This is a genomic window from Breoghania corrubedonensis (assembly GCF_003053845.1).
Classification (GTDB): Bacteria; Pseudomonadota; Alphaproteobacteria; order Rhizobiales; family Stappiaceae; genus Breoghania; species Breoghania corrubedonensis.
The window spans coordinates 285,991-298,412 of the sequence record NZ_QAYG01000001.1 but is presented as its reverse complement, the minus strand read 5'-3'; the positions used below and the strand labels follow the sequence as shown (position 1 = coordinate 298,412).

Genomic DNA, 12,422 nt, shown 5'->3' with positions numbered 1-12,422 from the left:
TCCGCACGATACAGACAGACACGACGAGTTGAGGATGAAGCCCGTGACAGTGACCCGTAGACAGTTTCTTGAAGGTGCCGCCGCCCTTGGTGCGGCCGCAATGCTCGCATCGGCGTTTCCGATGTCGGCTCTTGCCGAGACCTACTCGCCGATGGAGCTGTTGAAGCCGGGATCTCTCAAGGATATCTCTCTTGGAGATCCCAAGGCTCCCGTCACGGTGATCGAATATGCTTCGCTGACCTGCAGTCATTGCGCGCATTTCGAAACCGAAAGCCTCCCGTATCTGAAAAAGGAATACATCGATACGGGTAAGGTGTATTACATAATGCGTGAATTTCCGCTTGACAATCTTGCCTTTGCAGCATCTATGCTTACCCGCTGTTCTCCTGAAGACAAGTATTACGATGTCACAAAACTTTTCTTCGAGACGCAGCACCAATGGGCCTTCACGCAGGACCCGCTCGGCAACCTGAAGACGATGGCGAAGCAGATCGGCTTCAACGACAAGACCTTCGAAGAATGCTTGTCGAATCAGGAAATCCTTGATGGTGTGAGTGCCTCAAGGGAGCGGGCGAACAAGGAATTCGGGGTGAATTCGACGCCCACCTTTTTCATCAACGGCGAAAAGCACCCTGGGGCGCTGACGGTTGAACAGCTCGACGAGATCATCAAACCGCTGCTCTGACGCTTTTGCGGACCGCCCCGCGCGTACTGCGCGGACCTGCGCGCGCGGGGGGCGGCCATGAAATTCACGAAACTGCGGCTGCTCGGCTTCAAGTCCTTCGTGGAGCCCATGGAGTTCGTGATCGAGGACGGCCTCACTGGCGTCGTCGGTCCGAACGGCTGCGGCAAGTCGAATCTCGTCGAAGCCATGCGCTGGGTGATGGGCGAGAATTCCTACAAGAACATGCGCGCGTCCGGCATGGACGACGTGATCTTCTCCGGAAGCCTCAACCGCCCGGCGCGCAATACCGCCGAAGTCACCCTCTTTCTCGACAATTCCGACCGCACGGCCCCGCAAGGCTTCAACGATGCGGACATGCTGGAGATCAGCCGGCGCATCGAACGCGAAGCGGGGTCGCTCTATCGCATCAACGCCAAGGATGTGCGTGCCCGCGATGTGCAGCTTCTGTTCGCCGACGCTTCCACCGGTGCCCGCTCCAACGCGCTCGTCGGCCAGGGCCGTATTGGCGAGCTGATCGCCGCCAAGCCCACCTCCCGCCGCAAGATCCTCGAAGAAGCGGCCGGCATTTCCGGCCTGCATTCGCGCCGCCACGAGGCCGAGCTGCGCCTGCGCGCGGCCGAGCAGAACCTGGAACGGCTGGAAGACGTGCTGGTCCAGATCGACGGTCAGCTTGAGGGCCTGAAGCGGCAGGCGCGCCAGGCCTCGCGCTACCGCAACCTTTCCGGCGAGATCCGAAAGGCTGAAGCGGCGATTCTCTATCTGCGCTGGCTTGAGGCGGGGGAGGCGCTGAAGGCGGCGGAGGCGGAGCTCGCCACGGTCATGGCGAGCGTCAACGAGGCGGCCACGGCACAAGCGGCGAGCGCGCGCGAACAGGCGATCGCGGCCCACCAGGTTCCGGACCTGCGCGATGCGGCCGCGCGTGCGGGCGCCGCGCTGCAACGGCTGGTGATCGCGCGTAACGAACTTGATGCGGAAGACCGCCGTATTCGCGAGCGGTTGCGCGATCTCGATCAGCGCCGCCAGCAGCTTGCTCAGGATCTCGATCGCGAGCAGCGCATGGGCTCGGAGAACGCGGAGCTTCTGGCTGCCCTCGATGAGGAGGAGCGCGCGCTCAACAGCGAAAACGAAATGGTCGCCGAGCGCGCGCAAGAGGTGGCCGATCGCGTTGCGAAGGCGGAGGAAAAACTTCAGGCGAGCGAAGGTGTCCTGTCGCGAAAGACAGAGGAAAACGCCCAGTTCATGGCCCGTCGCGCGCAGGCGGAGCGGACATTGAGCGATGCCCGCCAGCGTCTTGATCGCTTCAAGGTCCAGGCGGGGGAGGTCGCGCGCGATCTTTCCGCCCTGCGTGAGGAAATCGCCTCCCGGACCGACGTCGCGGATCATCGTGCTGCTCTGGAACAGGCGGAAGCCGCGCTGGAAGAAGCCGGTATGCGCGCCGAGGTCACGGAAATCGCCACGAGCGAGGCGCGCTCGGCGGAGGCCGCGGCCCGCGAACCGCTTGCCGATGCCGAACGCCGTCTTGGTGCGGACGAGGCGGAGGCCCGTGCGCTTGCCAGCCTGCTTGCCTCCGCCGCCGAGGGGGATTGGGTGCCGCTCATCGACGCCGTGGAGGTTTCTCCCGGTTATGAGGCGGCCCTTGGCGCCGCTTTCGGCGATGATCTCGATGCGCCCGCGGATCCCGCCGCCCCCGTGCGCTGGAGCGAATCGCAGACGGTTGCGGACGACCCCGCCTTGCCTGACGGTGTGGAAGCTCTTGCCGCTCAGGTCCGCGCGCCCGCCGTGCTGTCTCGCCGGCTCGCGCAGATCGGCCTGGTCGATCGCGCGGATGCCGTGCGTCTCCTGCCGCAGCTGAAGCCGGGCCAGAGGCTTGTCTCTCGTGAGGGGGATCTCTGGCGCTGGGATGGCTACATCGCCACCGCCGAAGCGCCGACCGCCGCCGCCCAGCGGCTCGCCCAGCGCAATCGGCTGGCCGAGCTGGAAGCCCGCATCGAGGAACTGGCCGGCGAGGTCGAGGCCCGCAGATGGGATCTGGAGCGGCACAAGACGGCCGTGGCTGTCGCGGTGGAGGCCGAACAGGCGGCCCGCAACGCCGCGCGCGAAGGACAACGCCGGGTCGATCAGACGCGCGTCGCGCTTTCAGAAGCCGAGCGGGCGCTGTCTGCCCTGTCCGTCCGCCGAGCTTCGCTGGAGGAAGCCGAGGCGCGCCTTGCGGGGCAGATGGAAGATGCCCAGACCGAGCTGGCGGAAGCGGAAGAAATCTCGGCCGAACTGTCCGACACTTCGGCGCTGGAAGCCGAGATCGCCCGGCTGCGTGAAGAGGTCGCGAGCGATCGTGCGATTCTCGCGGAAGCGCGGGCGGCTGCGAGTGGTCTGGAGCGTGAGAACGACATGCGCCGCCGCCGGCTTGATGGCATCGCCCGCGAGCGCCGTTCCTGGCAGGAGCGCGCCGCCAATGCCGAGCGCCAGCTCACCATCTTGCGCGAACGCCAGGAAGAAGCCGTCGCCGAAATCACGGAGTTGACCGAGCGGCCGGCCGAGATCGAGGAGCAGCGTCGAGCGCTGATTTCCGAAGTCGCAAAGGCGGAGGAAGCGCGCAGCCAGACCGATGATGCGTTGTTGCGGGCCGAGCGCACACTGGGCGATGCCGACCGCACGGCGCGCGAGGCCCTTGAGGCTCTTGCAAGTGCACGGGAGGGGAAGGTGCGCGCCGAGGAGCGGGTCGAATCGGCCCGGGGCCGTGCCGCCGACGTGGCCGAGCGCATCGCCGATGCGCTGGAGGTGACGCCGCAAGAGGTTCCGGCCGTGGCCGAACTGCGCGATGGCGCGCCGCTCCCCGATGTGCGTGCGACCGAATCCCGTCTGGAACGGCTGAAGGCGGAGCGCGAACGGCTTGGCGGGGTCAACCTGCGCGCCGAAGAGGAGGTGGAGGAGATCTCCACCCAGCGCGATTCGCTGGTGTCGGATCGGGATGACCTCATCGAGGCGATCAGGCGCCTTCGAACGGGAATCTCCAATCTCAACCGCGAGGCGCGCGAGCGGCTGTTGACCTCCTTCGAGGTGGTCAACGACCATTTCCAGCGACTTTTCACACATCTTTTTGGCGGAGGCACGGCGGAGCTTCAGCTCATCGAATCGGACGATCCGCTGGAAGCCGGACTGGAGATCGTCGCCCGTCCGCCCGGCAAGAAACCGCAGACGATGACACTGCTTTCCGGTGGCGAGCAGGCGCTCACCGCCATGGCGCTGATCTTTGCCGTGTTCCTGACGAACCCTGCGCCGATCTGCGTGCTGGACGAGGTCGACGCGCCGCTCGATGATGCGAATGTCGAGCGTTACTGCGACCTTCTGGAGGAAATGGCCCGCCTGACACAAACCCGTTTCGTCGTCATCACCCACAATCCGATCACCATGTCGCGGATGAACCGGCTGTTCGGCGTCACCATGGCGGAGCGCGGCGTTTCCCAGCTCGTCTCTGTCGATCTGGAGATGGCGGAACGCTTCCTGGAGGCGGTCTGAGCGCTCTGCGGCGATGCCGGGGGCCGATCGCGCTGACACATACGAAAGTCTGATGGCGGGACGAGTGCCTTCTTCAGGTGCACTAAATTTCTTACGAAACAAGTACTTAACCTATCCGTAAGGCTTCTTGACAGGTTTGGGGGTGCCGACTATGGTGCGCGCGACTTTTCGGGGGGCGAAACTGCCTGAATGCCCCATGTCCGGAGGTGCGACGTCAGATGGCCGACGACAAGAGGCCCGCGAATGGAGCGCAACCGGATGAGGGTGGTGACAAGGCCATTCTTCCCGAAGACGATAACGGCCTGACCGAGCGTCTGGACCGGTTGAACCGCTCGCTGAGCGAGCGCAGCGATCGCGATGAGGCGGAAAAGAAGCGCGCCTCGCGCACCGGCAATGCCGCTGGCTATGCCCAGGCGGTCAAGCTGTCGAGCGAGTTTATCGCGGGTGTCGCTGTGGGGGCGGTAATCGGCTGGGTGTTCGACCAGTGGCTGGGAACGAAGCCTTGGGGGCTGATCGTTTTCCTGCTGCTGGGGTTCGTGGCCGGTGTACTGAATGTGCTGCGGTCCGCTGGCGTTGTCGCGGATCCGGCCGAGAAGCAGGGGCGTGACGATCGCTGAGGGGTCGTGGCGTCGCTGAAGGGACGAAAGGCCGGACCGGGCGCGAGCCTGTCGCGGCCTTAACTCTTGACTGATGCGTCCCGTGCGTTCAGGAGAACGGGCAACGGATGCAGAAACCGCCGTATGGCGGTCCGAGAGACGTAAATCGCCGCGATGCGGCATGAAGAACAGATTTGAGGGGCCGACCCGGTGTCGAACGATCCGATCCACCAGTTTCACATCGTCAATCTGTTCCCGGTTGAAATCGGCGGTGTCGATTTCTCCTTCACCAATTCGTCGCTGTTCATGGTGGCGACCGTCGCGGTGACGACAGTGTTCCTGATGATGGCGACGGGCGGTCGCGGCCTGGTGCCGAGCCGTTGGCAGTCGGTGGCGGAGATGTCCTACGAATTCGTGGCCAACATGCTGCGAAGTTCGGCCGGAACGGACGGAATGCGGTTTTTCCCGTTCGTCTTCTCGATCTTCATGTTCGTGCTGGTCGGCAATCTGTTCGGGATGTTCCCCTACTTCTTCACCATCACCAGCCACATCATCGTCACGTTCGCGCTTGCGATGCTCGTGATCCTGACGGTGGTGGTCTACGGCGTGATGCGTCACGGATTTCACTTCCTCAACCTTTTCGTGCCGGCCGGGATCCCCGCGATCCTGCTGCCGCTGGTCGTGCTGATTGAGATCATCTCGTTCCTGTCGCGCCCGGTCAGCCTCTCGGTTCGTCTCTTCGCCAATATGCTGGCAGGCCACATCACCTTGAAAGTCTTCGCCGGCTTCGTCGCCAGCCTCGGCAGCCTGGGCGCCCTCGGCGTCGCCGGCGCCGTCCTTCCTCTGGCAATGACGGTGGGCCTCACGGCGCTCGAGTTCCTCGTCGCCTTCCTGCAGGCCTATGTGTTCGCGGTGCTGACCTGCATGTACCTGAACGACGCCATCCATCCTGGCCACTAGGACCGGATGGAAGGCACGACCTTTCGACCATCAACAGATCCTGCTGATCGCGAATTTCCACTCAAGGAGCACAATCATGGAAGCTGAAGCAGCAAAGTACATCGGTGCCGGTATCGCCTGCCTGGGCATGGGCGGCGCAGGCATTGGCCTTGGTAACATCTTCGGCAGCTACCTCGCCGGTGCGCTGCGCAATCCGTCGGCAGCGGACGGCCAGTTCGGCCGCCTGATCTTCGGCTTCGCCGTGACGGAAGCTCTTGGCATCTTCTCGCTGCTGGTCGCTCTTCTGCTGCTCTACGCGGTCTGAGTTAAGACCGGTTCGCCGGCGGCCATTCGCCGGTAAAGACGGCATCCGCGCCCGTTAGGGGCGCGGGTTTTTGCAGTGCTCCGGTACGGCGGCGCGTGACAAGACCGATGCTCCGATAAGGGCGGTCGCGACATGCGCCGGCGTAACGTCTGCGGCATCTGGAGGCGCCTTTGGCTCAGGCTCAAGAGACTCAAACGAACGAGACGTCCGCCGGACACGGCGCGACGACGGCGCACACCGAAGTGCCGCACGACGGTGGGCATGCGCAGACAATGTTTCCGCCTTTCAACGGCGAGACGTTTCCCTCCCAGCTTCTGTGGCTGGCCATCACTTTCGGCGCCTTCTACTACATGATGTCGAAGATGGCGCTGCCGCGCATCGGTGGTATTCTTGAGGATCGCCGTGACCGTATCGCCAGCGATATTGCTGAAGCCGGCCGGCTGAAGCAGGAAACGGAAGTCGCGATCGCGTCCTACGAACAGGCGCTGGCGGAAGCCCGCCAGAAGGCCGGGGGCATCGCACAGGCGACCCGTGACAAGCTTGCGGGAGAAACCGAGGCAAAGCGCGCCGCGGTTGAGAAGGACCTGAACGCGAAGCTGGAAGAAGCCGAAAAGCGGATCTCCGGCATCAAGGAAGCCGCGTTGGCCGATGTTGGCGAGATCGCCAACGAGGCAACGAATGCTCTGGTCGAGTCTCTGCTCGGCAAGGCGCCCACGAAGACCGAGACGTCCAAGGCCGTTTCGGCCTCGATGAGCTGAGGACACGCCAACCATGGATCAAACATTCTGGGCTCTGGTCGGTCTGATCATTTTCATCGGCATTGTCATCTGGGCAAAGGTGCCGGGAAAGATCACGTCCGCGCTTGACGACCGCGCCGACGGTATCCGCAAGGAACTCGAGGAAGCGCGCCGGTTGCGCGAGGAAGCCCAGGCGCTGCTCGCCGATTATCAGCGCAAGCATCGCGAGGCGGAGGAAGAGGCGGAGACGATCGTCGCCGAAGCCCGTCGCGAAGCCGAGCTTCTGACCGTTCAGACGGAGGCTGCGCTCAACGAGATGATCGAACGCCGTACCAGGCTTGCCGAAACCAAGATCGCAATGGCGGAAAGCCAGGCGATGGCCGAGGTCAAAGCACGCGCGACCGATGTCGCAGTCGCGGCCGCCGAGAAGATCCTTGAGGCGAAGGTTACCGGCAAGGTTGCCGAAAAGCTGCTTGCCGACAGCATCAAGGAAGTCGGAAGCCGGATCAACTGATCTGCGCGATTGCGGGCCATTGGCTTGGCAGTTACGGAATTTTTCAAAAGGCCGCCGGCTTGAAAAGCCGGCGGCCTTTTTCGTTTGGAGCATGCCGCCGGGAGCTGTGCCTACCTCTTCACGAACTCGCCGGCGCAACTTGGCAGCGGTACAGGGCCGGCGCCGGAGATCGCTACGGCTGTGAGACCGTGACCACCGGGCGGGCTGCGCACATCGCAGCAGGGGGCGGGCGCTCACGTCGGCGCTCCTGAAGCCTCCAGAAGCGCTCTTATGGGGGCAAAGGAGCAGCGGTGGTGCGGACACGGGCCGAACCGCGCCAGCGCGTCCTGATGCTGGGGCGTGCCGTACCCCTTGTGCGCGGAAAAACCGTAGCCGGGGAATTCCTCACTGAGGCGCACCATCAGCCGGTCACGGGTGACCTTGGCGACGATGGAGGCGGCTGCGACGGAGAGCGACGCTGCATCGCCGCCAATCAGCGCCTCGCCGGGACACGGCAAGCCATCGGGAACGTCGCGTCCGTCAAAAAGCGCGGCCGCGGGGCGTTGCGAAAGTGCGCAGAGCGCGCCACGCATGGCCCACAGCGTCGCGGCACGGATATTCATCGCATCGATGCGCGCGGGCGACGCCAGGACGATACCGACGTTGGCTTGCGAGAGGATCGTGCCATAGAGCGCTTCGCGCCGTTCCTCGCTCAGCTTCTTCGAATCATTGAGGCCCTCGGGAATGGCGCGCGGATCGAGAATGACGGCGGCAACGACGACCGGTCCCGCCCAGGGGCCGCGTCCGGCCTCGTCTATTCCCGCGACAAGCCCGTGGTGCTGCCGCGCCAGCCGCTTTTCGTGCAAAAGCGTCGGCAGCAGCTTCTTGCGAGAGAGAGAGCTGTTGGGGGATGCGGGAGAACGAACCATCGCGCGACTGTAGCGCTCTTGCATTTGCGGGCAAGCGGCGCGCCCAGTTATCCCCTTGTCGGCCTGTGCGTTGCTTGTCAGAACAGGCTCAGTTGCACGGCTCCCTTCAGCGGCGGAACGAACAGATCCGTGCGCAGACGTTTTCGGCGCTTGTTGAAACCAAGCCGGTTTGCCGCCAGCTCGAAACGTCGGCCAAGCTGCCACGCATAGGGACCGTCGCCATGCATGCGCTTTCCCCATTCCGCGTTGTAGTCTTTGCCGCCGCGCATGGTCTGAAGCACGGACATCACCCGCCTGTAGCGGTCGGGATAGTTGCGCAGCAGCCAATCGCGAAAGAGCGGGCTGACCTCGTGTGGCAACCGAACGAGAATGTAGCCGGCCTCGCACGCCCCTTGTGCGTGCGCCGCGTCGAGGATCCGCTCGATCTCGTGATCATTGAGTGCGGGAATGATCGGCGCGACCATCACCGATGTCGGAATGCCGGCCTGCGTAAGCGCGGCGATTGCTTCCAATCGCCGCGAAGGCGTCGCCGCGCGCGGCTCCATGGCACGCGCAAGCTTGCGGTCCAGCGTTGTCACCGACAGAGCGACCTTTGCAAGGCCCTCCTTCGCCATCTCCGACAGAATGTCGATATCGCGGATCACCAGCGCGGACTTGGTGACGATGCCGACGGGATGCCGCGCACGCTGCAACACTTCCAGTATCTCGCGCATGATCCGCATCCGCCGTTCGATCGGCTGGTAGGGATCGGTGTTGGTGCCGATCGCGATCGTCTTCACCTTGTAGCCGGGGGCAGAAATTTCCCGCGCCAGCAACTCCGCCGCGTTCGGCTTGGCAAACAGCTTTGTCTCGAAGTCGAGCCCCGCCGACATGCCCATGTAGGCGTGGGTCGGGCGGGCAAAGCAATAGATGCAACCGTGCTCGCACCCACGATACGGATTTATGGAGCGGTCGAAGGCGATGTCGGGGGAATCGTTGCGCGTGATTATCTTTCGCGCCGCTTCCACCTGAACTTCGGTCTTGAACGGCGGCAGATCATCCGCGCTGCCCCATCCGTCGTCCGTGATCTCCCGCGCCTCGGTCTCGAAACGCCCCGGCATGTTCAGCGCTGCGGCCCGCCCGCGTCGCCGTTCCGCGTCGATGCGCAAGTCCTCGCCACCCTCGGGTAGCGCCGTCGGCGGGGGGACGTCCGTTTCACGATGGTGAGGTTGATGGCGGGTCATTTGGGAAAGATAGGGCCCGAAAAGGAACAAATCAAGAACATAATATGGGGCGCAAGTGCGGCAAGGTATCTCGCAAATGCGAAACAAAGAATGCTATGAAAGATGACATGTTTGCTGTTGTCATATCCACGTTCAACAACGAGGCGACGCTGGTGGAGGCGCTGGCTGCGCTGGTGCCTGCTTCGGCGGAAGGGGTCGTTCGCGAAGTCATCGTCGCCGATGCCGGGTCGAGCGACATGACGGAAGAGATCGCCGACGCCGCAGGGTGCCGGTGGGTGGGGGCGAAAGGCACGCGTGGTGCCCGCCTTCTTGCCGGGGCGCAAGCGGCGCGACGTGGCGAGTGGCTGCTTTTCCTGGAACCCGATACGGTACTTGATCCGGGGTGGTACCGCGAGGTCTCGAAGTTCGTCGAGCGGGCGGAGAGATCCGGCAGAGGTGACCGGCAGGCGGCCTGTTTTCGCGCGGCAAATGACGATCTTGGTTTCAAGGCGCGGGTCGCGGAAAAGGTCTCGTGGCTGCGCTCGCGCATTCTCGGCATCGGCACCGCCCGGCAGGGATTGTTGCTCTCGCGCCGCTTCTACGAGCGGATCGGGGGGCACAATCCAAAAGCGCCGCTGGCGGATGCCGATCTCGTCCGCCGTATCGGGCGGCGTCGCATGACGCATCTACCCATCCGCGCCGTTCGTCGCCTGGGGCCAGAGACCGCCCCCTCGAAAAGCAGGTTTCGCCAGGGGCTCGGGATGGTGCTGTTTTTTCTGCGCGTGCCAGCTCCGGTGATCGGCCGACTTGTGGGCACTTCGATGCACTGATCTGACTGTGGCTGCGATTTGGGGGGCGCGCAAGCGGCTGGGGCTTGCCTGATGGCCGGGCGCTTCGCTGCCCTTGAAATGGCAACAGGCCAGAAGGGGCTGCCCTCCGGCCTGTTGGTTATCGCTATTGCCGCGTCTTAGCGCCAGTACGGGCTTCTGCAGCGGTGGTGCCGTCCATCATAACCCATGAACATGTCGGTCCTTGGGTTGTAGGAACGATATCTCCGCAGGCACCAGTCCACGTGTCCCCTCCGGCCGCGGTAATAGGCAGGCGGCGGCGGCGGACGACGATGGCGCCAGCGCGGCGGCGGCGGCGGGCGGCGATGGCGCCAGCGTGGCGGCGGGGGTCCCCACTGGGCCAGTTGGTACGTGCCTTCTTCCTGGCCGACGACGGGCATGCCAACAAGAGCGGCAGCCTCCACATCGAGTTTCGTTTCTGTTGATGTCGTCATCGGGCTTTGTGTTGACGCGCCCGCCGGCGTGACCGTGACAACGGCGGCCAAAATGGCAGCCGGTGCCAATATACGTCGCAATAGTCCCAATCTCATTGGTTCTCTCCCTTTCAAAAATCGTACGCGAAGGGCGAATGCCGTCCTGTCACCTTGATGCCGGATCGTGAACCGGAACCCGACAGTGCTGGGCCTTGAGGCCTTGTCGGGCGAACGTCGGGCTACATCCGAGCGCCGTTATGCGATGTCGGCGTGAAACCGTTCGGTCCGGACACAAACGCCTGAGCGGGCTGCATCGTTGCCGAACCTGTTTCGAACCTGCAGGTTTCAGCCGAAAACTGAACCTTTCTAGTCGGTTTTCGACGTCACAGATGTAACTGACATCACAATACGCGCATAAGATGGAAGCTCTAGGAAATATTCTGCGGCCGTAATGTGTGGATTGAAGCGCACAGATTGACGCAACGGTTCTTGCTGTTCGCGCAGGCACCTCAGGAGAGGGGCGTTGCCCGGTGCTCAGGCGCGACAGGGCGAAGGCACAGGAGATTGTGTCTCAAATCTGTTCTTCCGGTCGTGATCGGAAAGGGCCAGCCGCATTCCGCATCGGAATGGGCGCAGAATGCGGCTGCCGTCTGGGGACCGAGAAGCACCTCGCGATACCTGCTTTACAGATAGAGTTCGTAGGCAGCCTGCACCCAACGGTATCCGCCGCCTTGCTTCTCGATATGGCCGACGGCCGGGAAGGGCATGTGATAGCCGGCGACGGGAATTCGCTCGGCCGCCACCATGTCGAACAGCCGCTTTCTCGTCTGGCCAGCCTGCTCCTTGTCCATGTCAAAACGCACGTGCCAGTCCGGCTTCTGGATGGACACCACGAAATGGTTTGCGGTATCCGCCCACAGCAACAGGCGTTTGCCTTCGCTTTCCAGATGATAGGCCATGTGTCCCGGCGTATGGCCATAGGCCTCCACAGCGGTTATGCCGGTGGCGACGTCGCTTTCGGGTTGCAGGAATGTCATCTTGTCGGCATGCGGCATCACGTTGCTGCGCACCAGCCGTGCAGCGCCTTCGGTGGGCCCTGAGAGCCGGTCGTCGGAGCTCCAGAAATCGTATTCGCGCGCGCCTGTCACATAACGTGCATTGGGAAAGAGCGGACCCCCGTTTTCCATGATCCCGCCGATATGGTCGGGATGCATGTGGGTGATGACGACCGTATCCACCTGTTCGGGCCGGTAACCTGCCGCGCGCAGCGCCGCACTGAAGTTTCCGGCCGCCGGCCGCCGGCCCGCTCCGTTGCCGGTATCGAAGACGATCAGTTCGTTTCCGGTGTTGACGATGACCGGCGTGAAGCCGATCTCCATGCGTTTGGGCGGCAGGTGGTTTTCCGCCGCCAGCGCCTCGACCGCGCCCGCCGGCTGGTCCTGTCCGAAGATAGGATGCGGCCCGTCGAGTGCCATCCCGCCGTCGAAGACAGTGGTGATCTCGAAGGCGCCGAGCTTGAAGCGATTGAAGGCCGGCCGGGCAGTGCCGAGCAGGGGCGCTTCGGCACGCGCCGGCCCGGATGCGGCGCGAAGGACGAAAGGTGCGGCAAGGACCGCGCCTCCCGTAAAAAGGCCAAGTTGCAGCATCGAGCGACGGGATACGTGCGGTTTGCGGAAAACGGGCATGGTGAAATCCTCCCTGTGAAAGAGGATTTCACCCTATCCTTACGCTGCGTCTAC

The 12,422-nt window shown here is 63.6% G+C and carries 11 protein-coding genes and 1 pseudogene; 8 read left to right on the top strand and 4 right to left on the bottom strand.

Going from position 1 to position 12,422, the window contains the following annotated elements:
• The first annotated feature begins 34 nt into the window (after window positions 1–34).
• The 7 genes from C8N35_RS01345 (at window position 35) to C8N35_RS01315 (ending at window position 7,312) form a co-directional block, all read left to right on the top strand.
• Window positions 35–685: a DsbA family protein gene (locus tag C8N35_RS01345; RefSeq protein WP_210203353.1), complete on the top strand. Its 651-nt coding sequence runs from the start codon at window positions 35–37 to the stop codon at window positions 683–685.
• Window positions 686–742: 57 nt separating this feature from the next.
• Window positions 743–4,201 (top strand): chromosome segregation protein SMC, encoded by a 3,459-nt coding sequence (gene smc, locus C8N35_RS01340; RefSeq protein WP_107987830.1) that lies wholly within the window; start codon window positions 743–745, stop codon window positions 4,199–4,201.
• Window positions 4,202–4,419: 218 nt separating this feature from the next.
• Window positions 4,420–4,818 (top strand): AtpZ/AtpI family protein, encoded by a 399-nt coding sequence (locus C8N35_RS01335; RefSeq protein WP_107987829.1) that lies wholly within the window; start codon window positions 4,420–4,422, stop codon window positions 4,816–4,818.
• A gap of 189 nt (window positions 4,819–5,007) precedes the next feature.
• Window positions 5,008–5,757, top strand: a complete 750-nt coding sequence (locus C8N35_RS01330) for a F0F1 ATP synthase subunit A (protein ID WP_107987828.1) — start codon at window positions 5,008–5,010, stop codon at window positions 5,755–5,757.
• Window positions 5,758–5,833: 76 nt separating this feature from the next.
• Entirely contained in the window at window positions 5,834–6,061 is a 228-nt protein-coding gene (locus C8N35_RS01325; protein ID WP_107987827.1) for a F0F1 ATP synthase subunit C, read from the top strand.
• Between the two features lie 170 nt (window positions 6,062–6,231).
• Entirely contained in the window at window positions 6,232–6,819 is a 588-nt protein-coding gene (locus C8N35_RS01320) for a F0F1 ATP synthase subunit B (RefSeq protein ID WP_107987826.1), read from the top strand.
• A gap of 13 nt (window positions 6,820–6,832) precedes the next feature.
• Window positions 6,833–7,312 (top strand): F0F1 ATP synthase subunit B, encoded by a 480-nt coding sequence (locus C8N35_RS01315; RefSeq protein ID WP_107987825.1) that lies wholly within the window; start codon window positions 6,833–6,835, stop codon window positions 7,310–7,312.
• A 233-nt stretch (window positions 7,313–7,545) separates the two neighbouring features.
• Here C8N35_RS01315 and rnhB read toward each other — a convergent pair whose 3' ends face one another.
• Both rnhB and C8N35_RS01305 read right to left on the bottom strand, forming a co-directional pair.
• Window positions 7,546–8,220, bottom strand: coding sequence for a ribonuclease HII (rnhB, locus tag C8N35_RS01310; RefSeq protein WP_210203352.1), 675 nt, complete (start codon window positions 8,218–8,220; stop codon window positions 7,546–7,548).
• A gap of 77 nt (window positions 8,221–8,297) precedes the next feature.
• A pseudogene (locus tag C8N35_RS01305) lies at window positions 8,298–9,380 on the bottom strand (PA0069 family radical SAM protein); the annotation flags it as partial.
• A 170-nt stretch (window positions 9,381–9,550) separates the two neighbouring features.
• Between C8N35_RS01305 and C8N35_RS01300 the strand changes: the two are divergent.
• On the top strand, window positions 9,551–10,252 hold the full coding sequence (locus C8N35_RS01300; RefSeq protein ID WP_170121983.1) for a glycosyltransferase: 702 nt from the start codon (window positions 9,551–9,553) through the stop codon (window positions 10,250–10,252).
• Between the two features lie 137 nt (window positions 10,253–10,389).
• On the opposite strand, the gene C8N35_RS01295 is transcribed toward C8N35_RS01300, so the two are convergent.
• On the bottom strand, window positions 10,390–10,650 hold the full coding sequence (locus tag C8N35_RS01295) for a BA14K family protein (RefSeq protein WP_245926701.1): 261 nt from the start codon (window positions 10,648–10,650) through the stop codon (window positions 10,390–10,392).
• 716 nt (window positions 10,651–11,366) lie between these two features.
• Window positions 11,367–12,368 carry an MBL fold metallo-hydrolase gene (locus tag C8N35_RS01290; protein WP_107987820.1) on the bottom strand — a complete coding sequence of 334 codons (1,002 nt, stop codon included), beginning with the start codon at window positions 12,366–12,368 and terminating at the stop codon, window positions 11,367–11,369.
• Window positions 12,369–12,422: the final 54 nt, after the last annotated feature.

What these genes read in the sequence shown, in the direction of transcription:
- C8N35_RS01325 (WP_107987827.1), top strand. Translation starts at nt 5,834, where the DNA reads ATGGAAGCTGAAGCAGCAAAGTACATCGGTGCCGGTATCGCCTGCCTG.
- C8N35_RS01295 (WP_245926701.1), bottom strand. Translation starts at nt 10,650, where the DNA reads ATGCCCGTCGTCGGCCAGGAAGAAGGCACGTACCAACTGGCCCAGTGG.
- C8N35_RS01315 (WP_107987825.1), top strand. Translation starts at nt 6,833, where the DNA reads ATGGATCAAACATTCTGGGCTCTGGTCGGTCTGATCATTTTCATCGGC.
- C8N35_RS01345 (WP_210203353.1), top strand. Translation starts at nt 35, where the DNA reads ATGAAGCCCGTGACAGTGACCCGTAGACAGTTTCTTGAAGGTGCCGCC.
- rnhB (WP_210203352.1), bottom strand. Translation starts at nt 8,220, where the DNA reads ATGGTTCGTTCTCCCGCATCCCCCAACAGCTCTCTCTCTCGCAAGAAG.
- C8N35_RS01300 (WP_170121983.1), top strand. Translation starts at nt 9,551, where the DNA reads ATGTTTGCTGTTGTCATATCCACGTTCAACAACGAGGCGACGCTGGTG.
- smc (WP_107987830.1), top strand. Translation starts at nt 743, where the DNA reads ATGAAATTCACGAAACTGCGGCTGCTCGGCTTCAAGTCCTTCGTGGAG.
- C8N35_RS01290 (WP_107987820.1), bottom strand. Translation starts at nt 12,368, where the DNA reads ATGCCCGTTTTCCGCAAACCGCACGTATCCCGTCGCTCGATGCTGCAA.
- C8N35_RS01335 (WP_107987829.1), top strand. Translation starts at nt 4,420, where the DNA reads ATGGCCGACGACAAGAGGCCCGCGAATGGAGCGCAACCGGATGAGGGT.